20 protein-coding genes and 1 riboswitch are annotated in these 20,938 nt (G+C 67.2%); of the genes, 13 read left to right on the top strand and 7 right to left on the bottom strand.

Annotation, left to right across the window (positions count from 1 at the left end):
* Window positions 1-24 precede the first annotated feature (24 nt).
* From EJO69_RS07705 to EJO69_RS07660, 10 genes are all read left to right on the top strand, one after another.
* Window positions 25-3,054, top strand: coding sequence for a Na+/H+ antiporter subunit A (locus EJO69_RS07705; protein ID WP_126040739.1), 3,030 nt, complete (start codon window positions 25-27; stop codon window positions 3,052-3,054).
* Window positions 3,051-3,527, top strand: a complete 477-nt coding sequence (locus EJO69_RS07700; protein WP_245993575.1) for a Na(+)/H(+) antiporter subunit C — start codon at window positions 3,051-3,053, stop codon at window positions 3,525-3,527. The genes EJO69_RS07705 and EJO69_RS07700 overlap by 4 nt, the downstream gene beginning before the upstream one ends.
* Window positions 3,524-5,095 (top strand): Na+/H+ antiporter subunit D, encoded by a 1,572-nt coding sequence (locus EJO69_RS07695; protein ID WP_126040737.1) that lies wholly within the window; start codon window positions 3,524-3,526, stop codon window positions 5,093-5,095. Before EJO69_RS07700 ends, EJO69_RS07695 begins: the two co-directional genes overlap by 4 nt.
* A complete protein-coding gene (locus EJO69_RS07690; RefSeq protein WP_126040735.1) occupies window positions 5,092-5,727 on the top strand; it encodes a Na+/H+ antiporter subunit E in 636 nt (211 codons plus the stop codon). The genes EJO69_RS07695 and EJO69_RS07690 overlap by 4 nt, the downstream gene beginning before the upstream one ends.
* Window positions 5,724-6,104 carry an MrpF/PhaF family protein gene (locus EJO69_RS07685; RefSeq protein WP_126040733.1) on the top strand — a complete coding sequence of 127 codons (381 nt, stop codon included), beginning with the start codon at window positions 5,724-5,726 and terminating at the stop codon, window positions 6,102-6,104. The genes EJO69_RS07690 and EJO69_RS07685 overlap by 4 nt, the downstream gene beginning before the upstream one ends.
* The gene (gene mnhG / locus EJO69_RS07680) at window positions 6,094-6,474 is read left to right on the top strand and encodes a monovalent cation/H(+) antiporter subunit G (protein WP_126040731.1); all 381 of its coding nucleotides are present in this window, start codon (window positions 6,094-6,096) and stop codon (window positions 6,472-6,474) included. The genes EJO69_RS07685 and mnhG overlap by 11 nt, the downstream gene beginning before the upstream one ends.
* A gap of 39 nt (window positions 6,475-6,513) precedes the next feature.
* Window positions 6,514-6,774, top strand: coding sequence for a DUF4235 domain-containing protein (locus EJO69_RS07675; protein WP_126040729.1), 261 nt, complete (start codon window positions 6,514-6,516; stop codon window positions 6,772-6,774).
* A gap of 15 nt (window positions 6,775-6,789) precedes the next feature.
* Window positions 6,790-6,894, top strand: a riboswitch (TPP riboswitch).
* 50 nt (window positions 6,895-6,944) lie between these two features.
* Entirely contained in the window at window positions 6,945-7,922 is a 978-nt protein-coding gene (locus EJO69_RS07670) for a thiamine ABC transporter substrate-binding protein (RefSeq protein ID WP_211331389.1), read from the top strand.
* Between the two features lies 1 nt (window position 7,923).
* Window positions 7,924-9,549 carry an ABC transporter permease gene (locus tag EJO69_RS07665; RefSeq protein WP_245993574.1) on the top strand — a complete coding sequence of 542 codons (1,626 nt, stop codon included), beginning with the start codon at window positions 7,924-7,926 and terminating at the stop codon, window positions 9,547-9,549.
* Complete coding sequence (locus EJO69_RS07660) at window positions 9,546-10,397, top strand: ABC transporter ATP-binding protein (protein ID WP_126040725.1); 852 nt, start codon at window positions 9,546-9,548, stop codon at window positions 10,395-10,397. The genes EJO69_RS07665 and EJO69_RS07660 overlap by 4 nt, the downstream gene beginning before the upstream one ends.
* Here the strand turns inward: EJO69_RS07660 and EJO69_RS07655 are convergent.
* The 5 genes from EJO69_RS07655 to EJO69_RS12325 all read right to left on the bottom strand — a co-directional run bounded on the left by EJO69_RS07655 (window position 10,354) and on the right by EJO69_RS12325 (window position 13,868).
* The gene (locus tag EJO69_RS07655; protein WP_126040723.1) at window positions 10,354-11,166 is read right to left on the bottom strand and encodes a glycerophosphodiester phosphodiesterase family protein; all 813 of its coding nucleotides are present in this window, start codon (window positions 11,164-11,166) and stop codon (window positions 10,354-10,356) included. The genes EJO69_RS07660 and EJO69_RS07655 overlap by 44 nt on opposite strands.
* Before the next feature lie 84 nt (window positions 11,167-11,250).
* The gene (locus tag EJO69_RS07650; RefSeq protein WP_126040721.1) at window positions 11,251-11,622 is read right to left on the bottom strand and encodes a DMT family transporter; all 372 of its coding nucleotides are present in this window, start codon (window positions 11,620-11,622) and stop codon (window positions 11,251-11,253) included.
* The gene (locus EJO69_RS07645; RefSeq protein WP_126040719.1) at window positions 11,619-11,933 is read right to left on the bottom strand and encodes a DMT family transporter; all 315 of its coding nucleotides are present in this window, start codon (window positions 11,931-11,933) and stop codon (window positions 11,619-11,621) included. The genes EJO69_RS07650 and EJO69_RS07645 overlap by 4 nt, the downstream gene beginning before the upstream one ends.
* Complete coding sequence (locus EJO69_RS07640; protein ID WP_211331388.1) at window positions 11,933-13,264, bottom strand: DUF4921 family protein; 1,332 nt, start codon at window positions 13,262-13,264, stop codon at window positions 11,933-11,935. Before EJO69_RS07640 ends, EJO69_RS07645 begins: the two co-directional genes overlap by 1 nt.
* Window positions 13,265-13,361: 97 nt before the next feature.
* Window positions 13,362-13,868, bottom strand: coding sequence for a YflT domain-containing protein (locus EJO69_RS12325; RefSeq protein WP_245993572.1), 507 nt, complete (start codon window positions 13,866-13,868; stop codon window positions 13,362-13,364).
* A 196-nt stretch (window positions 13,869-14,064) separates the two neighbouring features.
* Here EJO69_RS12325 and EJO69_RS07630 point away from each other — a divergent pair, with 196 nt between their 5' ends.
* The 3 genes from EJO69_RS07630 (at window position 14,065) to EJO69_RS07620 (ending at window position 18,242) form a co-directional block, all read left to right on the top strand.
* The gene (locus EJO69_RS07630) at window positions 14,065-15,264 is read left to right on the top strand and encodes an MFS transporter (protein WP_211331387.1); all 1,200 of its coding nucleotides are present in this window, start codon (window positions 14,065-14,067) and stop codon (window positions 15,262-15,264) included.
* Window positions 15,265-15,677: 413 nt separating this feature from the next.
* Window positions 15,678-16,586 carry an ATP-grasp domain-containing protein gene (locus EJO69_RS07625; RefSeq protein ID WP_126040717.1) on the top strand — a complete coding sequence of 303 codons (909 nt, stop codon included), beginning with the start codon at window positions 15,678-15,680 and terminating at the stop codon, window positions 16,584-16,586.
* 186 nt (window positions 16,587-16,772) lie between these two features.
* Complete coding sequence (locus EJO69_RS07620) at window positions 16,773-18,242, top strand: alanine/glycine:cation symporter family protein (RefSeq protein ID WP_211331386.1); 1,470 nt, start codon at window positions 16,773-16,775, stop codon at window positions 18,240-18,242.
* 73 nt (window positions 18,243-18,315) lie between these two features.
* Here the strand turns inward: EJO69_RS07620 and EJO69_RS07615 are convergent, their stop codons facing one another.
* On the bottom strand, window positions 18,316-19,275 hold the full coding sequence (locus tag EJO69_RS07615; RefSeq protein ID WP_126040715.1) for an ROK family glucokinase: 960 nt from the start codon (window positions 19,273-19,275) through the stop codon (window positions 18,316-18,318).
* Window positions 19,276-19,509: 234 nt separating this feature from the next.
* Window positions 19,510-20,868 (bottom strand): FAD-dependent oxidoreductase, encoded by a 1,359-nt coding sequence (locus EJO69_RS07610; protein WP_126040714.1) that lies wholly within the window; start codon window positions 20,866-20,868, stop codon window positions 19,510-19,512.
* Window positions 20,869-20,938: the final 70 nt, after the last annotated feature.

Below are 20,938 nucleotides of genomic sequence, written 5' to 3'. Positions count from 1 at the left end.
TAAAGGACTACCAGGGGAGTGTGGATGATCGAGCTGCTCATTGCTTTCGGGGTAGTTGCACTCGCAATGCCGGCAGTGATGAAGTGGCTCGGCCGAGAAGGCTTCTTCGTCGCGGCGCTCGTCCCCCTCGCTGGATTCGTGTGGACGGTCGCCCAGGGTCCGGCGGTGCTCGAGGGCAGCTATCCGCAACAGACCCTCACATGGGTGCCCGAACTCGGGCTCGCCGGAGACTTCCGGCTCGACACCCTCTCGTGGGTCATGTCGCTCCTCGTCACCGGTATCGGTGCGCTCGTCCTCATCTATTCCGCCCGCTACTTCTCACGCACAGCGAGCGGCCTCGGCCGATTCGCGGCCTTCTTCGTCGCCTTCGCCGGCGCCATGTTCGGCCTCGTCACGACCGACAACACGCTCATCATGTACATCATGTGGGAGCTGACGACGGTCTTCTCCTTCCTCCTCATCGGGCACTACCGCGACCGCCGCGCATCGCGCCGGGCGGCGATGGAGGCGATCATCGTCACGACCGCGGGCGGGCTCGCCATGCTCGGCGGGATCATCCTCCTCGGCGAGCTGCCCAGCGGCTCTTATTCCTTCACCGATCTAGTCAGCGCCGCCTCTGCCGGAACCCTCCTCGACGGCGCCCCGGCCGGTGTCGGCACCGGCTACGTGACGACCGCCGTCGTCCTCCTTCTGCTCGGCGCCCTGTCGAAGTCCGCGATCTTCCCCTTCCACTTCTGGCTGCCGGCGGCGATGGCGGCGCCGACTCCGACGTCCGCGTACCTGCATGCCGCCGCGATGGTCAAGGCCGGTGTCTACCTCGTCGCCCGCCTCGCACCGGGATTCGCGCAGATGGATGTGTGGCTGTGGATCATCATCCCCGCGGGTCTGTTCACGATGCTCCTCGGCGGGTACCGCGCGCTCCGCCAGAACGACACGAAGCTCGTCCTCGCCTACGGCACCGTCTCCCAGCTCGGCTTCATGCTCGTCCTCGTCGGCTACGGCACGGCCGAGGTCGCGCTCGCCGGCCTCGCGGTCCTCACCGCCCACGCGCTCTTCAAGTCCGCGCTCTTCCTCAGTGTCGGCATCGTCGACTGGATGACGGGTACCCGCGACCTGCGGGAGCTCAGCGGCATCGGCCGTCGCCGGCCCCTGCTCGCCGCCGCCGCTGGTTTCGCGGTCCTCTCGATGGCGGGAATCCCGCCCTTCGCCGGGTATGTCGGCAAGGAGGCGGCCCTCCACGCCTTGACCTACGGCGGAACGCTCGACCTCGTCGTCGCCTGGACGATCGTCCTCGGCTCGATCCTCACCCTCGCCTACGGACTGAGGTTCTGGTGGGGCTGCTTCTGGGACAAGCCCGGTGTGGAGCCGACCGAGCTGAAGAACCGCTCCGCCATCATCATCATTCCGCCGGTCATCCTCGCCGCCGCCTCTCTCATCCTCGGCCTCCTCCCGAGCTGGTGGGAGTCCCTCCTCATCGGGCACGCGGACCTCTACCCGGGCGAGTCCGGCCACCTCACTCTCTGGGCCGGCTTCGGCCTCGCGGTTGTCATGACCGGAAGCATCATCGTCGGCGGCATCATCCTCTTCGCCGTGCGGAAGCCATTCGAGAAGGTCCAACGCCGGGCCGCTGTCCCATTCTCAGCCGAGGGCGCGTATCGCCGGATCGTCGTCGGGCTCGAACACTTTGCGGGCGATGTGACGGCCCGCGTCCAATCGGGCTCGCAGCCCATGTACCTGTCGATCATCCTCGCGACAGCGGCACTCGCGGGCACCGGCGCACTCGTCTTCGGGGACACCGCCGTCGACTTGGATTACCGATGGTATGACACGGCTTTCCAGGTTCCGGTCGTCATCATCGCCTGCGTCTCCGCCGTCCTCGCGGCACGGGCGAGGAGGCGCCTCAAGGCGGTCCTCCTGCTCAGCATCTCCGGCTACAGCGTCGCCCTCATCTACGAGCTCCACGGCGCACCCGACCTCGCCCTCACCCAGGTCCTCGTCGAGACGATCACTCTTTTCGTATTCGTCCTCGTGCTGCGGCGCCTGCCCGCCTACTTCTCGAACAGGCCGATGGCGACGTCCCGCTGGTTCCGGGCGGGCCTTGGCATTGTCGTCGGCGCCTGCGTCGGTGCCTTCGCCTTCTTCGCCGCCAATGCCCGCCAGCATCCGCCCGTCTCGTCGTACTTCCCGAGTGAGGCCTACGACTTCGGCTACGGCAAGAACATCGTCAACGTGGCCCTCGTCGATATGCGCGCCTGGGACACGATGGGGGAGATCTCTGTTGTCGCCGCGTGCGCCATCGGCGTGGCCTCGCTCCTCTTCATCCGCGACCGTCAGGGCAGGATCGACCCCCGCCGCAACATCGCAAAGCCGGACACGAAGTACCGCGTGTGGCTGCGCCCGCAGGAGGACGACCAGATCCGGCGCGCGGCGGAGCAGCTTGATGCTCAGCTGCAGGAGCGCCAGGTCCGCGTACCCGGCCGGAACCGCCGGTGGCTCCCTGCGGCGAGCACGCTCGCCACGCCCCGCCGCTCCGTCATCTTCGAGGTGGGCACCCGGCTCATCTACCACACGATGCTCATGGGCTCGCTCTTCCTCCTCTTCTCGGGCCACAACCTGCCGGGCGGCGGCTTCGCGGGAGGCCTCCTTGCGGGGATCGCTCTGACGATGAGGTACCTGGCGGGCGGCCGCTACGAGCTCGGCGCGGCGATGCCGCTCCACCCCGGCATCCTCATGGGCTCCGGGCTTATGGTCGCCACGCTCTCCGGGCTGGCGCCCATCATCCTCGGCGGGACAACGCTCGAGTCCGCCAAGTTCGACCTGGTCATGCCGATCTTCGGCGAGGTCAAGTTCGCGACCGCCATCATCTTCGACGTCGGCGTCTATCTCGTCGTCGTCGGGCTCGTCCTCGAGATCCTCCGCTCGCTCGGAGCCGAGGTCGATCGCCACGGCGAGCTCGAGGGCCTCGATGATGATGGCTCGGTTGTGCCGACCCCGAAGGACGACAGACGAAAGGAAGCCGTGACATTGCGCGAGGCCAAGGAGAGCTCGACATGATGATCGATACGACCCCCTCCCTCAGCCTCGTCATTCTCGCGGCGGTGCTCGTCGCCGTCGGCGTCTACCTCATCCTCGAGCGGTCCCTGTCCCGCATCGTCCTCGGCTTCTCCTCCCTGGCGAATGGCGTTAACATCGCCTTCCTCGTTGCGGGTGGCCGGGCTGGTGCGCCCCCGCTGGTCGGCGAGGCGCCCGCCGAGGAGATGTCGGACCCGCTCACTCAGGCGATGATGCTGACCGCGATCGTCATCACCATGGGTACGACAGCCTTCATGCTCGCGCTCGCCTACCGGTCCTGGCAGCTCGACGGCAATGATGAGGTTCAGGACGATATCGAGGACAAGAGATTGGCGGCCATGGCGGAGCGCGACGAGCGGCTTGTTCGAGACGAGCAGAATCAGATTGATGACGCGGTGGCTGAAACCTTCGACGAAACCCAGGATGACTCGATCTCGGTGGGGGATGATCGGTGAACTGGCTCGTCGCAATCCCCGTTGTCCTACCCCTCCTCGGGGCCGGCATCACGCTCGCCTTCTCCACCTATCGGCGGGTCCAGTGGCTCATCTCCGTCACGATCCTCACGATCTCTCTGGCGACGTCGTTCGCGCTTGTCGTCCTCGTCAACGACGGCCCGCTCGTCTTCGATGTGGGCGACTGGGCGGCGCCCGTCGGCATCACCCTCGTCGCGGACCGCCTATCGGCCCTCATGCTCCTCGTCTCGGTCGCGGTCACCCTCGCGGTCCTCATCTACTCCCTTGCCCAGGGCGTCGAGGACGGGGAGGAGGCGGCGCCGACCGCCGTCTATCACCCGGCCTACCTCATCCTGTCCGCGGGCGTGTCGAACGCCTTCCTCACGGGCGACCTGTTCAATCTCTTCGTCGGCTTCGAGACGCTGCTCGCCGCCTCCTTCGTCCTCATCACCATGGGAGGGACGCGGGCGAGGATCAGGTCCGGCACCGTCTATGTCGTCGTCTCGATGCTCTCGTCGATCATCTTCCTCATCGCGATCGCGATGACGTATGCGGCGACGGGTACGCTGAGCTTCGCCCAGCTCGCCACGAGGCTGCAGGAGATCGACCCGGGTGTCAGCCTCGCCCTTCAGGCGATGCTCCTCGTCGCCTTCGGCATCAAGGCGGCGCTGTTCCCGCTGCACGCCTGGCTGCCCGACTCCTACCCGACGGCGCCGGCACCCGTGACGGCCGTGTTCGCGGGCCTGCTGACGAAGGTCGGCGTGTACGCGATCATCCGCACGCAGGTGCTGCTCTTCCCCCAGGGCAGGCTCGATGACGTACTGGCCGTGCTGGCGATCGCAACGATGGTGATCGGCATCCTCGGCGCCGTCACCCAGCGCGACATCAAGCGCATGCTCTCATTCACGCTTGTCTCCCACATCGGCTTCATGATCTGGGGCATCTCGATCTCGACCGAGGCGGGCCTGGCCGCGACGATCTACTACGTCATCCACCACATCACGGTCCAGACGGCCCTCTTCCTCGTCGCCGGCCTCATCGAGCGGCACGGTGGATCGACGTCGCTCCAACGACTCGGATCGATCGCGAAGACGGCCCCCGTCATCGCCGCCCTTTACCTCATCCCGGCACTTGGCCTGGCCGGGATCCCGCCGATGACAGGATTCCTCGGCAAGGTCGGCCTCATCTCCGCCTCTGCGGACAGCGGGCAGACCATCGACTGGTGGCTGATCGGCGCGGGTCTCGTCACCTCGCTCCTCACGCTGTACGCGGTGTTGCGGGCCTGGAACCTCGCCTTCTGGCAGGACCCGGAGGAGGAGGTCGAGCCGAAGAGGATCCCGTTCGGCATGTACGGCGCGGCCGGCGGGCTCGTCGCCATGTCGCTCGCCATCGCCGCCTTCGCCGGACCGATCTATGCTTACGCAGAGCGGGCTGCAACGGATCTCGAGCGCCGCGGCCCCTACATCGTCGCCGTCCTGCCCGACGGCGACCGGGGCACGGGGATCTCGGATGATGTGAGCGACCCGGGCACCGCGGACAGGGTGGCTGACGATGAGGAGGCTGGCGAATGACCGAGTCGAACGCACGCATCTCCATCCGCCGCGCCACCTACCGGCCCGGCCGGTTCCCGTACGCGACGGGCGGCATGCTCATCTGGCTGACAATCGTGTGGACGCTCCTGTGGGGCGAGGTGAGCACCGGCAACGTCGTCGCCGGCTTCCTCCTTGCCCTCCTCCTCACGACCCTCACACCGCTGCCGGCCGCGACCTTCGACGGTCGGTTCCGGCCGCTTGCCCTCCTGAGGCTCGTCGCCGTCTTCATCTACGAAATCGTCAAGGCGTCGACGGAGATCGCCGTCTACGCGATCATGGGCAGACACCCGAAGGGCGCCGTCATCCGTGTCCAGTCCCGCGGCCACTCCGACGTATTCCTCACGATGCTGGCGGGCATGACCTCGCTCGTGCCCGGCTCGGTTGTCGTCGACGTCCATGCCGCCTCCGGCACCCTCTACATCCACGTCTTCGACATTGAGATGGCGGGCGGGCTCGAGGCCGCCCACCAGGCCGTGCTCGACCAGGAGGAGAGGATCCTCCGCGCCTTCGCCTCGCACGACCAGCTCATCGACGCCGGCTTCGTGCCGGGCTGGCGGATGGGGGAGCGCCTGCCCGTCCCCTACGCACCCCCGGCAGGAGAGGAATCATGATCGTTGTCGCCGCCATCTGCGGATTCCTGTACTTCCTCTCGGCCCTCGCCGTCATCGTCCGTGTGTCGAAGGGACCCTCGATGCTCGACCGCATGGTCGGCGTCGACCTGCTCACCTCGATCATCCTCGGCTCCGTCGCCGTCATCTCCGCAGCGACCGGCCGGACGGACCTCCTCCCCGTCCTCGTCGTCCTCGCCATCGTCGGCTTCATCGGATCGACGACGATTGCGCGCTTCGTCGCACATGAGCCGACGGCGGACAAGCGCATCCTCACGAAGGAGGAGGTCGCGAAGATCCTCGAGGATGAACGGCTCCGCGATGACGATGACGAGGAAGTCCACGACCCCGACGAGGCGAAGGATCAGCATGCTGGATAACGCCCTCACCCTACTCGGCGGAACCCTCCTCATCGGCGGCTCCGCCCTCACCCTGGTCGCCGCCATCGCCGTCCTGCGGTTCCGCGACCTCCTGTCTCGCCAGCATGCGGCCACGAAGCCGCAGGTGCTCGGGCTCATCCTCTCGATGATCGGCATGGCCCTCATCGTCCGCGATGTACCGCTCGCGTGGACGGCGGGCCTCGTCGTCGCCTTCCAGCTCATCACCTCCCCGATCTCCGCTCACATGATCGGGCGTGCGGGGTACCGGACGGGCGGGATCGTCTCCTCCGACCTCATCGTCGATGAGCTCGGGGAGGACATCGACTCGACCCGCGTCGGTGGCAGGCTCGGCCCGGGTGCGACACAATAGACCCAGATCACACGTCAGCATCACGCGAAAGGATAGGGCATGGATATCGGATGGAAGATCGTCAGCACGGGCGGAGGCCTGCTCGCTGGCCTTGTTGCCAAGAAGATCGTCGAATTCGGATGGCAGGCGGCAACGGGGCACGATGCACCGAACGAGGATGACTTCCAGTCCAACCTGGTCGAGGCCGTTGTCTTCTCCGTGGTCGCCGCTGCCACGAACACGATCATCAGGAACCTCGTCATGAAGAAGGCGAGCTCCTGGTACGGACAGGGAGCGAAGGCAGTCGCAGTCGACGCCTGATATCGACTAGGATGGTTCGTACGACAGGGGAGCGCTCACCACGCTGAGAGTGCACACGATGTGCAGACCCTCGAACCTGCTCCGGTTAGCACCGGCGAAGGAAGTCGGGAATCTCTCGGACCCCTGCCCATATGGGCAGGGGTCTTTCCCCTCCAGCTATGGAGGTTGATATGAAGAAGACAGCAGTCGGTCTCGTCTCGCTCGCGCTGCTCGCGGCCTGCGGCAGCGACGCCGAGGAGGAGGCCGTCACGATCCTCACCCATGACTCGTTCGTCATGAGTGAGGAGCAGATCGCAGCATTCGAGGAGGAGAGCGGCTACACGCTCCAGACCATCGCGCCGGGTGACGGCGGGGTCCTCGTCAACCAGCTCATCCTCAATCGGGACAATCCGCAGGCGGACGGCGTGTACGGGGTCGACACCTTCATCGCCCGCACCGTCATCGAGGAGGCCCTGCTCGCCCCCTACACGTCCCCGGCACTGCCGGAGTCGGCTGAGAGCCTCGTCGTCGCGGACAGCCTCACCCCGATCGACCAGGGCGATGTCTGCATCAACATCGACACGGCCTGGTTCGAGGAGGAGGGCATGACCCCTCCCGAGGGCCTCGAGGACCTGCGGGCCCCGGAGTACGCGGCGCTCACCGCCGTCATCGACCCCGCGACGTCGTCACCCGGATATGCATTCCTCGTCGCCACCGCGACAGAATTCGGGGATGACTGGCAGGACTACTGGGCGGACCTCCTCGATGGCGGTGCCCGGGTCGCGAGCGGCTGGTCCGACGCCTACTATTCGGACTTCTCCGGCGCCGACGGCGACGGCCCCTACCCCCTCGTCCTCTCCTATTCGTCGAGCCCGGCCGCGGCTCCGGGCACGGATTACCTGCCGGACACGTGCGTGCGCCAGGTCGAGTACGCCGGCGTCGTCGAGGGGGCGGCGAACCCCGAGGGTGCCCAGGCGTTCATCGACTTCATGCTGAGCGATGCATTCCAGTCCTCGATTCCGGAGAACATGTACATGTACCCGGTCACGGACCAGGAGCTGCCGGCCGAGTGGCAGGAGGTGGCGGAGCTGTCCGACACCCCGATCATGGTCGACCCGCAGCGGGTGGACCGCGGCGAGCTGCTGAGCGCCTTCGCGGACCTGCGCTGACGTGAGGCTGTGGAGGGCGGCGTGGACCGCCGCGGTGATCATCCCCGTGGCGTTCCTCGCCGTCTTCTTCCTCTATCCGACGGGGGCAATGCTCGTCCGCGGCATCTGGCAGGACGGCATCGACCCCACCGGCTTCACCGAGGTCCTCACCGACCGGCGGACCTGGCTCGTCACGGGCCAGACCCTCTACCAGGCCGCGCTCGGCACCGTCGGCGCCATCATCCTCGGCGTGCCCGGCGCCTACGTGCTGTATCGATGCTCGTTCCGGGGCCAGCGGGCGGCACGGGCCCTCGCGACGATCCCCTTCGTCCTGCCCACCGTCGTCGTCGGCGTCGCCTTCCGTGCCCTGCTCGGCCGGGGCGGCCCGCTCGAGTCGCTGGGAATGGACCAGACGGTCACCGCCGTCATCCTCGCGCTCGTGTTCTTCAACTATGCGGTCGTCGTCCGCACAGTCGGCGGCCTCTGGCAGACACTCGACCCGCGCGCCGTCCAGGCGGCCCGCACCCTCGGCGCGTCGAGGTCGCGCGCCTTCCTCACGGTGACCGTGCCGCAGCTGGCGCCGGCGATCGCCTCGGCGGGCGCGATCGTCTTCCTGTTCTGCTCGACGAGCTATGGGCTGGTGCGAACGCTGGGGTCGCCCGGGTACGGGACGCTCGAGACGGAGATCTGGCGGCAGTCGACGAGCATGCTCGACAACAGGACGGCCGCGATCCTCTCCCTCCTCCAGATCGTCATCGTCATCCTCACCCTCCTCGTGAGCGAGGCCCTCAGCAGGAGGACCGCGGGCCGGCTGCAGCTGCGCAGCCGCCACGTGACGCCGCTGGCGCGGGCGGACGCCGCGCCGCTCGTCATGACGGCGGCGACGATGGTGACCCTCATCGCCTTCCCACTCATCGCCCTCGTCACGCGGTCCTTCCGCGTCGGGGACGGATGGGGGACCGACAACTACCGACTGCTCGGCACGTCCGGAACCGGCTTCGCGGGAGGGGCAACGGTGTTCGAGGCGATCGGCAACTCCCTCCGCATCGGCCTCATCGCCACCCTCATCGCACTCGCGATCGGCGTCCCCCTCGCCCTCGTCCTGTCCCGGAGGGTCCACGGGCCCCTCGCGAGCGGGCAGTCGATCCTCGCGGGCGCGATCCTCCTGCCGCTCGGGGTCAGCGCGGTCACGGTCGGTTTCGGGTTCAGCATCGCCCTCGACAGCCCGCCGCTCGACCTGCGCAGCTCGCCCCTTCTCGTCCCGATCGCCCAGGCCGTCGTCGCCCTACCCCTCGTCGTCCGGTCCCTCACACCGACGCTCGCCTCGATCGCGCCCGGCAGGCGGGAGGCCGCGGCGACGCTCGGCGCCTCACCGTGGCGGGTGCTGGCGACGATCGACGGGCCGTTCCTCCTGCGGGGCCTCGGCATCGCCATCGGCTTTGCGTATGCGACGTCGCTCGGCGAGTTCGGCGCGACCTCCTTCCTCGCCAGGCCGGACAGCCAGACGCTCCCCGTCATCATCGTCCGCCTGCTCGGCCGTCCCGGGGAGAACAACTATGGGATGGCGATGGCGGGGGCGGTCGTCCTCGCCCTCCTCGCCGCGTCCATCATGGCCGCCGCGGAGGCGGCACGAAAGGATCCCCGATGATCGAGCTCGAGAACCTCACGGTCTCCTACGGTGACCTGCGCGCCGTCGACGGGGTGAGCCTCACCGTCGACACGGGCGACATTCTCGCCCTCCTCGGTCCGTCCGGGTGCGGGAAGTCCTCCCTCCTGCGGGGCGTCGTCGGACTGGAGCCCTCGACCGGGGAGATCCTCATCGACGGCTCATCGGTCGCGGGCGTGCCCGTCCACCGGCGCCGGATCGGCATGGTCTTCCAGGACGCCCAACTGTTCACCCACCGCACGGTGGCCGGCAATATCGCCTACGGGCTCAAGGGCCAGGACCGAGGGACGATCGCACGGCGGGTCGAGGAGGTCCTCGAGCTCGTGGGCCTGGCGGGGATGGGGGAGCGGAGCGTCACTACGCTCTCCGGTGGGCAGGCCCAGCGGGTCGCCCTCGCCCGTTCGCTTGCGCCGCGTCCGGACCTGCTTCTGCTCGACGAGCCGCTGTCCGCACTCGACCGGGTGCTGAGGGAGAGGCTCTCGCAGGACCTGCGCACGATCCTCAAGGGCGCGGGAGCCACCGCCATCTATGTCACCCACGACCATGATGAGGCGTTCGCGGTCGCGGACCGGGTGGGGATCATGGATGAGGGGAGGCTCCTCCAGATCGGCACCCCCGAGCAGCTCCTCCATTCCCCTGCCGTCCCCGAGGTCACGGACTTCCTCGGCTCGGCCGCGATCGTCAAGGGCCGCGTCATCGAGCCGACCGAGGCGGGGACAAGGGTGGCCCTGCCGGCCGAGATCGAGATCCCCGGCACGGTGACGGGCGACGGCGTGCGGCTGCGGATCACACCCCTCGGATCGACAGGAGCCGGTCCGGCCGATCGGTGAAGATCCCGTCGACCCCCTGATCGAGCAGCCGCCTCATCCGATCCTCCCGGTTGATCGTCCAGACCCGCACCCCCATGCCGACATCGTGGCTCAGGGAGATGATCCGGTCGGCGAAGCGGGCCGACTTCATGAGCGTGATCCCAGCCGGCCGCCAGCCGATGTGAACCCAGGCGCCCGAGGCGAAGGACGTGGGCGGAGTGATGCCGGCCTTCGCGCACGCGACGAGCATGGCGAGCCCCTCCCACCCGAGACTCCTCTCGAGCCGCGGGCTCGTCAGCTCACGGACCCGGTCCAGCCACGAATCCCACGCGTGGGCGACACAGACGTGGCCCGCGCTGTCGGTCCGGTTGATCGTCTCGGCCAGGGGCACGATCGAGTCCCCGTTCTTCAGATCGATCGCCCATCGCATCGGGAACGCGTCGAGCAGCTCGGCGATGGTGGGGATGCGGGCGGCCTGGCCGTCCGGCCCGTACACCTCGGCCGCCTGAACCTGGGCAAGAGTGAAGGAGCGGATGGGGCCGCTCAGATTCGTCATCCTGTCCATCGTTTCGTCATGGAAGGCAACCGCATGCCCATCGGCAGTGATCTGAACATCGGTCTCGAGCATGTCGGCACCGAGCGTGACAGCCTGCTCGAACGCCTCCATCGTATTCTCGGGAGCGAGGGCTGCCCCGCCGCGGTGGGCGATGACGAGAGGCCGGTCGCCCGGCGACCACGTGCGGGCAGGCGCGGGCGCCGCCGAGGCGCGCAATACCGAAGGCAGGCTCACAGCCTCAGTCTAGGGCGGGATATCCGGCGGGCGAAGGCCATATCCGATCCGTCGCCAGTCATTCACCGAACCGCTTCGACGCGGTCACCGGCCCGTCACGTTGTCGCCGACCGCAGTCGCCGTCGTCCTCTGCGCACTCGCGCCCTCGGATGCTTTGAGACCCATGATGCAGGCGATGAGGATGACGATGAGGGTGATGCGGATGAGGGAGAACGGCTCGGCGCCCGTCAGCATCGCCCACACAACGGTCAGGCTCGCGCCGATCCCCGTCCATACGGCGTACGCAGTCGCCGTCGGGATCGTCTTCATCGCGATCGCCAGGCCGATGGTCGAGATGACGAGGGCGATGAGGAAGACGATCGTCGGGCCGAGGACCGTCAGACCGTTGGAGGCGCCGAGGGCGGTCGCCCAGACCGCCTCGAGCACCCCGGAGAGGATGAGCGTCAGCCAGTTCATCCCGTCACCTTGAGGCCGACGATGCAGGCGATGATGCCGAGGAGGCAGACAACCTTGAGGATCGTCGCCCGCTCCGCGCCGGTCCCGATCGCCCACACGGTTGTCGTGACAGCCCCGATCGCTGTCCACACGGCATAGGCCGTGCCCGTCGGGATCGTCGTCATCGCCCATGCGAGCCCCGCGAGCGAGATGATCGAGGCGATGAGGAAGATGAGGCTGGGGACGAGCCTGCGCAGGCCGTTCGAGCGGCCGAGGGCGGTCGCCCAGACAGACTCGAACAGCCCGGAGGCGACGAGGACGAACCAGTCCACTACAGGTAGGGGTTGTACCGGAGCGAGTTGACCCGGCACGCACACTCGGTCGCGATGTTGATGTTCGAGGCGATCTCGCCATTGGCGCGGGCCTCGAGCAGCCGTGGCACGATCCGGTCGCGGAGCGTCCACGGGTCGATCGTGTTGACGTAGATCTTCGTGCCGCCCTCGAACCCGGCGAGGGTCGACACCCGCCACTTGAGGAGGATCCGCCACGGCATCGGCATGTCGACGTCGATCGGCTTATGGTGCCACTCCTCGTTCGTCGGCACGTGGGGTCCTGTTGCGACGTGGAGGGCGTGGAGCATGTCGGACATGCCGCGCTGCTCGTCGTTCGACTGCTCCCACGGCATCGGCTCCGCCGCCTTCGAGTAGACCTCGAGGGTGGGGTAGCGGTGTCCGAAACCGGCGAAGGCGACCGCGTGGCGGCTCTCGGCGATGATGAGGTTCTGGAAGCCCGCGTAGTCGACCCCGAGCTCGTTGTACATGTTCGGGTTGAGGCGGACCTTGGCGACCTCGACCTCGGCGTTGACCGAGCGCTGGTCGATCGCGACGAGCTGCTTGTGCAGGTGATCGAAGGAGGCGCCGGCCGGCTTCAGCCAGTTCTGGAACACCTGGACGTAGCGGACGTAGCGGTTCGACGAGTAGAGGTCCCTCATCGCATCGATCGTCAGCTTCATGTACCACTCATGTTCCGCCGGGGTGAGGCTCCCCGAGGCGGCCAGCTGGTTGTCGAGCGTCGCACCATCCGTGAAGTGCCGGCGTGCGATGACAACATCGTGACCGCCGCCGAAGAACGCATTCGCCCCCTCGAGGCGCTCGCTCTCGGGGATCCGGATCCACTCCTCCTCCGTCATCCCCGACGCCTTCGCCTTCGTCTGGAGGACGCTGAGGACGTGTGCCTTGCCGGCGGGGTCGGCGATGTAGCGGTCGCGGCGCTGGGCGCGCTCCTGGGGAAGCTGGTATCCGTAGTTCTTCGTCCAGTAGTCGAAGGAGACGATCTCGAACAGGTTCGGCACCCTGCGGAACTCCCACGGCTTCGCCAGGTCATCGACGGAGGTGCTCTCGACGATCTTGAACCCGTTGTCGGTCGAGATGACGCGGGACTTCTCGGGCGGGCTCTCGAGCACCCGCTGCGCACAGAAGGAGCAGTGCCGCTCGTGGCTGTCGGGGTCGATCGGGGAGGGGTGCGGATTGACGAGGGTCAGCGGCCTATTGGCCCTCCCGGGCACCGTCCACACCTCGGTTCCCGAGAAGGGATTGATCTGCTTGACCGTCCCGTCTGCCATGCGTGTGAGCGGAGCGGGCTGAGAGAAATGCGGCTGTCCCATGCCGCTAGCCTATACGGTCGACGCACCGGTCCCGGGCGAATCTCGGCTGGCATGAGGCGCAGAATACGGGCAGTGGCTGCGGTTGCGGTGAGCGGACTCAGGTGTTGAGGATGCGGCTCGCGTCATCGACGAGCCCGGCGACGATGTGGATCTCGTACCGGGAGGCGCGAGTGGTCGCGACCGAGGAGAAGTCACGCCTGCCGCGCTGAATGCCGTGCTCGAAGGCGCCGGCGATGCCGCCGAAGAGCAGGCCGAGTGCGACGGCGGTCAGCAGCACGCGCCACGCGACGACGGGGGCGAAGAAGAGGAAGAGCAGGCCGAAGAACACGCCCATCCACGCACCGTAGAGCGCGCCCTGCCACGCCGCCGTCCACGTTGTCCTCCTGCCCGTGATCTGTTCGACGGACTCGAGCCCAAGGCCGACGATGCGAACATTCTCGACCGGGAAGTCCGCATCGGACAGTGTGTCGACGATGTGCTGAGCCTCCGAGTATGAGCGCACCGTCGTCAACACCCGGTAGTTGATCGTCGAGGCGTGGTGCGGGGAGCGATCGCCCTCATCAACGCCGGAGGAGTATCGGTCGAGATGCTCGTTGCTTTCCATAGGGTCAGACTAGGAGCGGTGTCTGAATACCTGATCGCCCACGGCTGGGAGATGGCTGGAATGGCCGGAGAGAGTGGTCGAAATCGGACCATGAGGATCGCTCGAAAGCGAACGCCGGGACGCGGGCGATTGCCCGCGCACATGAGACAGTGGTGAGAGAATTGTCCGCAGAGTGCGGACGAGAGAGGGGTGCTGGTTGGAGAAGGCGAAGATGCCGAGGGAGATCTGGGTGCTGGTTGCGGCCGCGCTCGCGGTGGCCCTCGGCTACGGAATCGTCGCCCCGATCATCCCTCAGTTCGCCCGCTCCTTCGACGTCTCGGTCACGGCGGCAGGCGCACTCACCTCAGTCTTCGCCGCCATGCGGATCGCCTTCTCCACCCCGGGCGGGAAGCTCATCGACATGTTCGGGGAGCGGAAGATGTACATGGCGGGGATCCTCATCGTCGCCATCTCCTCAGCCGCCAGCGGCCTCGCCCAGAACTACACCCAGCTCCTCATCCTCCGCGGCGTCGGCGGCATCGGCTCAATCTTCTTCTCCGTCTCCGCCATGTCCCTCATCATCAAGCTCTCCCCTCCGGGGCAGCGCGGGCGGGCCTCGTCCCTCTATGGGTCGGCCTTCCTGCTCGGCAACATCCTCGGCCCGTCGCTCGGGTCACTCCTCGCGGTGTGGGGCCTGCGGTTGCCGTTCTTCATCTATGCGGGCACCCTCATGGTCTCGTTCTTCGTCATCCTCGTCGCGCTGCCCGAGCCGCACCGCCAGGAGGTATCGAAGGAGGGCATCGAGATCAGGCCGATGACAGTGCGTGAGGCGATCTCCTCGCCCACGTACCGTGCCGTCCTCGTCACGAGCTTCTCGCACGCGTGGACGAACATGGGTGTGCGGCTCACCATGATCCCCCTCGCCACCGGCGTTGCCATGGGCTACGGGGAATGGGTGTCCGGCGCCGCCCTCACGGCCGGCGCCATCGGCACAGCGATCTCCCTCGTCGTCGCGGGCAGCTGGTCGGACCGCTACGGCCGCATCACCGTCATCGTCCCCGGCCTCGTCATCGCCGGCATCATGACCATCGTCTTCGGAGCGCTCGACAGCCCGATCCTCCTCGTCGCCGTCGCCCTCATCACCGGACTCGGCGCCGGTCTCATCCAACCCGGCCAGCAGGGTGCGGTCGCGGATGTCCTCGATGGCCGCCCGGGCGGCAAGGTTGTCTCGACGTTCCAGATGGCGGGGGATCTCGGCCAGATCATCGGCCCGCTCCTCGCGGGTCTCATCGCCGACCACTTCGGCTACTCCTATGCCTTCATGATCTCCGGCGCGATCCTCATCATTGCGATCGTCGCCTGGCTGCCGGCCCGTGGGGACAGCTACCGCGGCTACACCCGCGGTGAGGACGGCTGAGAGGACGGCCGTCAACATCGGCAGGCCCATTGACCTGCACTTTCGCGCGGGTCTAGCCTGGAGATTCGCCACGGTGCCTCGTGATCGGCGAGCGCCTGTCGGCGGTCGCGTTTCGAAGGATCCGTGGGATCCATACGGCCACTGATCGACAACGGCCAGTCAGCGAGCTGTCACCTCCGCATAACTGCGCCGGCGCGAAAGCCGCCGCTGATTATGCGGCTCGACGTTGTCCTGCACCAGGTTGTCACCATGATCCCGCCCATCGCCGCCCCAGGCGGCGCTCTGACCCCTCCCGTGCACTCGCGCGGCGGGCGAGGGTCCTCGCGGCGTCAGCCGCCCGTTTCCGCCCGGCCCCCGAGCGCGTTGGAGGGTCGTACGGACAGGGTGCGCCCGCGACCCGGGGGTGTGCTGCCATGAGAATCCTCATCACAGGCTGCGCCGGCCCGGCCGGCCGCGCCGTGGCCGCACAACTCGACGGAACACGCCACGAGGTCTACGGCGTGGACATGGAGCCGCGCCCCGATTCGAGCTTCGTCGAGGTCGGTGCTGTACCGCCCGCGTCGGACCACGCCCTGCTCACCGTCCTCAGCCGGTTCCTCACCGACCACGCCATCAACCTCGTCATCCCCACAGCCCGAGCGGAGCTGCCGCAGCTGGCCATGGCGGCGTCAGCCGGGCGGCTTCCCGCCCCCACTGTCATCGGTGAGGCTGGGGCCGTCTGCATCGCCCACGACCGGTACCTGACGATGGCGGTGCTGCAGGGAGCCGGAGTGCCCGTTCCCCGGTTCTGTCTGCCGAGCGGTTTCGCGTCCACGCAGCAGGTCCTCAAGTACATGAGAGGACCGATCATCCTCAAGCCACGGATCCCCCGCCGCGGCACCACCGTCGAGCACATCGAGCGCGAGTCCGACGTCGATTGGCTGCGGCTCGACGACTCCTGGGTGGGCCAGGAGTTCATCCCCGGCGCAGAGTACCGCCCGATGGTCTATCGCTCCCACGCCTCCGATGATTTCCCGCTCGTTGTCGTCGTCGAACGGCGAGATAGGACGCACACGTGGTCGACGGGTGCTCCGCGCGTTGAGTACTCGGACGACGGGAGGGTGGCGCAGTTGGCCCTCGACGCCGCCGCGGCACTCGGGCTGACCGGTCCCGCGGAGATCACCATCCGGCGGGGGCGGAGGGAGAGCCCGTCGTCCTCGACATCGCCCCTCGCTTCGGGGTGCACAGCGAGTACGCGCCCGAGATCCTCGAGGCGGTCTTGGAGGGCTACGGATACCTCGAAACGGTGTACGGCTGACGGTGGGAAACACGAGCGCGGGTGAGTTCGGGTGTGAGATCCCGGGTTGGACGTGCCGTGAGATCGGCGACCAGTATCCGGACACAAGGGTGCTTTGGGGTGAAATGAGACTCGAAACCGCTCCCCCTCCTGTACCGTGTCACCTTATAGAACCCGGCGGATCCTGGAAACGCCGGATCCGCGCGGTTATCTGGCACTGAAGGAGTGAGCAGTGGAACAATTGGAAGAGTCGATCTCATTGGTACTCGACACCCTGGGCGGCATCATCTGGGGACCCTTTGTCCTCATACCCCTGCTCGCCATCACCGGATTCGTCCTCACGGTCAGACTGCGCGGCATCCAATTCACGAAGCTTGGACCGGCGCTTCGTCTGGGCCTCAAGGACAGGCGCGACGAGGGTGCGGATGACGGAGATGTCTCCCAATTCCAGGCCCTGACCACCGCGCTCGCGGCAACCGTCGGTACGGGTAACATCGTCGGCGTCGCCACGGCCATCGCCCTCGGCGGTCCGGGCGCGGTGTTCTGGATGTGGGTGACCGGCATCCTCGGCATGGCATCGAAGTACTCCGAAGCATTCCTGGCCGTCCGCTATCGGACGAAGGATGATGCGGGGGAGGTCTCCGGTGGTCCCCAGTACTATCTTGAGCGCGGCATCACGAAGAAGGTCGGCGGCGTCTCCATCGGCAAGGTCCTCGCGATCTCCTTCGCGGTCTTCGCCGTCATCGCCTCCTTCGGCATCGGCAACATGACCCAGGCCAACGCCATCGCCCGCAACGTCGGCTCCTCCTGGGGGCTCGAGACGTGGGTGGTCGGCATCGTCCTCATGATCGCTGCGTTCGCCGTTCTCATCGGCGGCATCAAGTCCATCGGCCGCGTCACCTCCGCCCTCGTGCCGCTCATGATCCTGCTCTACGTCGTGGCCTCGATCTGGATCCTCCTCGTCAATGTGAGCGCCGTGCCCGCAGCCTTTGGCCTCATCTTCACAGACGCCTTCACGGGCACCGCGGCCACCGGCGGCTTCATCGGCGCGACGATCGCACAGGCGATGAGGTTCGGCATGGCGCGCGGCATCTTCTCCAACGAATCCGGCATGGGATCCGCCGCGATCGCGGCGGCAGCCGCAAAGACGACCCACCCGGTCCGCCAGGGGCTCGTGTCGATGACGCAGACCTTCATCGACACCATCATCGTCGTCACCTGCACAGCCCTCGTCCTCATCACCACCGGTGCCTGGGCGACGTCGGAGGACAACGCGGCCTTCGCCACCGGCGAGGCGTTCTCGTCGGGCCTGCCGGGCCAGTGGGGCCATTGGGTTGTGACGATCTCGCTTGCGCTGTTCGCGTTCTCGACGATCCTCGGCTGGTGCTACTACGGCGAGCGGTGCGTCGAGCGCCTCGTCGGCCGCGGGGGTGTCATGCCCTACCGCGTCATCTTCTGCATCGTCGTCTACATCGGCGCCACGACCTCCCTCTCCCTCGTGTGGGGATTCGCGGATGTCATGAACGGACTCATGGCACTGCCGAACCTCATCGGACTTCTCGTCATGTCGGGCCTCATCGCCCGCGAAACCCGCCACTACCTCCAGAACGACCCCGACCTGCGGGCGTCGAAGGCGCAGGTCGCGATGTTTATGAAGGACCGCGATGGCGGGATCGACACCTACGAGCTGACCGGGCGCTGATTCGATCGCGGCCGGTCACTCCCGGCCGCAGTCCCGGTCGGACAGCACCGGCCGGGACTGTCCGACGCCGGGGTCAGCGGATTCCGTCGAAGGCGCGGCGGGCGAGATCGGCCGCGCCGATCATGCCTGCATTATTGCCGAGCTTGGCGGTGACGATGGGAATGGCGGGGCGGTAGTCCCCGCCGACCTGCTGATCCATGAAGGCCTCTTCGGCAGGATTGCGGATGAGGGAGCCGGCCTCGGAGAGGCCGCCGGCGAGGACGAACATGTCGGGATCGAGAATGGAGACGAGGTCGGCGAGGGCGATGCCGACGTAGCGGCCCGCCTGATCGAAGGCCTTCCGCGCCACCCGGCACCCCATCCGTGCCGCTTGGGTGACGAACCGCCCGGTGATCTTCGCCGGATTGCCGCCGGCGAGGCTGAGGAGTGTCTGAGCGCGATCCGGGGCCTCCATGGCTGCCTCTCGCGCCATGCGAACCAGCGCTGTGCCGGAGCTGTACTGCTCCCAGCAGCCCCGCGACCCGCAGCCGCACTTGACGCCGTCGGGGATGAGGTTCATGTGCCCGATCTCGCCCGCGAAACCGTTGCTGCCTCGCAGCAGCTGGCCGTCGATGATAATGCCTCCGCCGACACCCGTACCGAGGGTGACGAAGACGATGGACTCGGCGTTCGTCGCCACCCCGTGCGAATATTCGCCCCACGCGGCCGCATTCGCATCGTTCTCGATGATGGTGGGCAGGTTGAGCGCCGATTCCACCCGGTCCGCGAGCGGCTCATCGCGCCACGCGATGTTCGGGGCGAAGAGGACCGTGCGGCGGTCCTTGCCGACGAAGCCTGCGGCGCCGATCCCGATCGAGTGGACCTCGTGGCTGCTCGCGAGATCTTTGGCGATGCCAACAATCTCGTCCACGATCGCCTCGGCGTCGTCCGCGGGTGATGGCCGTCGGACACGAGCAATGATTCTCCCGCTGCTGTCAACCACTCCTCCCGCGATCTTCGTTCCGCCAACATCGATGCCGATCGAAAGTCCCATATCGCCATCATGGCACGATCGAATGGCATTGTGGATGGTCAAAGTACCTGATATCCGCACAGGAGTCGTCGGGGACAGCACCTGTCCGTCGGTCCTCGGCGTGTGATGGGCCAGCGGTTGATCAGACCGTCGAGCCGGCTGGCGGCGGTTGGTCGTGACCGCCCAGCTGGGACCGCCAAGTCGTCGGTCATCCCCAACCGCTGCGCTGACCGCACGTCCGTGGTTCGCCCGGGCTCAGATCGACGCGAGCACCTCGTTGAGAGCCTCCGTGGAGGAGGGGTGGATGTAGATCGTGTCCCTCAGCTCGGAGGCCGTGACCCCGTGCCGCATCGCCAGCGCCACGAGGTTGATGACCTCCTGGGAATCGACGTGGACGAGGGCGGCGCCGAGGATGAGGTCGGTGGCCTCATCGACGACGATCTTGATGATCCCGCGGGGGTCGCCGACGATCTTCGGCCGTGGCATGGCGGCGATGTCGGAGACCTTCTTGACTGCGATCTTGACCGTGTGGCCCGCGGCTCGGGCCTCCTCGACCGTCATACCGACCTTCGAGAACGGCGGTGTTGTAAAGATCGTTGAGGGCACGGCGACACGGTCCGCCGTCGTGCGCGTGCCCGATCCGGTCAGCTGGTCGAGGACGATGCGGCTGTCGTCGAGGGAGATGTAGGTGAACTGGGGCCCGCCGTTGACGTCTCCGACTGCGTAGACGCCCGGTACGGATGTCGCGAGCCGCTCATCGACCTTGATGGCGCCGGTCTCGGTCGTTTCGATGCCGGCTGCGGCCAGATCCAACCCGTCCGTATTCGGCCTGCGACCGAGGGCGATGAGGACAGCATCGCCCCGCACCGTCTGCTCCTGGTCATTCCACAGATATTGGACCGCGGCGCAGTCCGTCTCCTGGCAGAGCCTCAGCACCGTCGCCCCTGAGACGAGGCGAACGCCAGAATCGGCGAGGGAGTCGAACACCTCGGCCGCCACGTCCCAGTCCTCCCTATGGAGGGGGCGCGGGTTCTTGTCGAGAACCGTCACCTCCGACCCATACTGGGCGAACATCGACGCGAACTCGATGCCGATGTAGCCGCCGCCGACGATGATGAGATGCTCGGGCAGAGGAGCATGCTGCAGGGTGACAGACGTGTGGAACCGGCCGCCCAGCTCGGCGCCGGCAACCTCCGGCAGGCGCGGGATCGACCCCGTGTCGATGATGATCGTCTCAGCCGTCACCTCAAGCGCCTCATCGCCCGCCTCGACGAGGAGGCTGTGGGGGCCCGTGAAGCGGGCCGTGCCGTTGATGATGGTGACGGTCTCGAGGTCCGCCAGCATCGAATAGTTCTTGCCCCTCATTGCCTCCGTCAGGGAGTCCCGCCGCTCGACGGACTGGTCGAAGTAGTCCGGGTCGAACGATTTCTCGGGGCGGATCTCAGCGGAGTGGATGAGAGCCTTGGTGGGGATGCAGGCGACGTTGATGCAGGCCCCGCCGTACATGTCCGTCGACCGCTCGATCATGGCGACGCTCTTCCCCGCTCGCGCGAGTGCCCCGGCGATCGTCTTGCCGCCCTTCCCCCAGCCAATGACAGCGACATCGAATTCCATGGCAGCGTCCCCTCTCGGCCTGTACACCGAGCCTACCTGGGCAGATGGTGAGAGGCGGGGCCTTTCGTGA

It is taken from the genome of Flaviflexus salsibiostraticola (genome assembly GCF_003952265.1).
GTDB classification, from domain to species: Bacteria; Actinomycetota; Actinomycetes; order Actinomycetales; family Actinomycetaceae; genus Flaviflexus; species Flaviflexus salsibiostraticola.
Note: the sequence above shows the minus strand (reverse complement) of the source record. Positions and strands in the feature narration are given on the sequence as shown.

Coding starts and splice junctions, on each gene's coding strand:
- EJO69_RS07685 (WP_126040733.1), top strand. CDS start 5,724: ATGATCGTTGTCGCCGCCATCTGCGGATTCCTGTACTTCCTCTCGGCC.
- EJO69_RS07705 (WP_126040739.1), top strand. CDS start 25: ATGATCGAGCTGCTCATTGCTTTCGGGGTAGTTGCACTCGCAATGCCG.
- EJO69_RS07625 (WP_126040717.1), top strand. CDS start 15,678: ATGAGAATCCTCATCACAGGCTGCGCCGGCCCGGCCGGCCGCGCCGTG.
- EJO69_RS07615 (WP_126040715.1), bottom strand. CDS start 19,275: ATGGGACTTTCGATCGGCATCGATGTTGGCGGAACGAAGATCGCGGGA.
- EJO69_RS07675 (WP_126040729.1), top strand. CDS start 6,514: ATGGATATCGGATGGAAGATCGTCAGCACGGGCGGAGGCCTGCTCGCT.
- EJO69_RS07660 (WP_126040725.1), top strand. CDS start 9,546: ATGATCGAGCTCGAGAACCTCACGGTCTCCTACGGTGACCTGCGCGCC.
- EJO69_RS07690 (WP_126040735.1), top strand. CDS start 5,092: ATGACCGAGTCGAACGCACGCATCTCCATCCGCCGCGCCACCTACCGG.
- EJO69_RS07700 (WP_245993575.1), top strand. CDS start 3,051: ATGATGATCGATACGACCCCCTCCCTCAGCCTCGTCATTCTCGCGGCG.
- EJO69_RS12325 (WP_245993572.1), bottom strand. CDS start 13,868: ATGGAAAGCAACGAGCATCTCGACCGATACTCCTCCGGCGTTGATGAG.
- mnhG (WP_126040731.1), top strand. CDS start 6,094: ATGCTGGATAACGCCCTCACCCTACTCGGCGGAACCCTCCTCATCGGC.
- EJO69_RS07670 (WP_211331389.1), top strand. CDS start 6,945: ATGAAGAAGACAGCAGTCGGTCTCGTCTCGCTCGCGCTGCTCGCGGCC.
- EJO69_RS07610 (WP_126040714.1), bottom strand. CDS start 20,868: ATGGAATTCGATGTCGCTGTCATTGGCTGGGGGAAGGGCGGCAAGACG.
- EJO69_RS07650 (WP_126040721.1), bottom strand. CDS start 11,622: ATGAACTGGCTGACGCTCATCCTCTCCGGGGTGCTCGAGGCGGTCTGG.
- EJO69_RS07640 (WP_211331388.1), bottom strand. CDS start 13,264: ATGGGACAGCCGCATTTCTCTCAGCCCGCTCCGCTCACACGCATGGCA.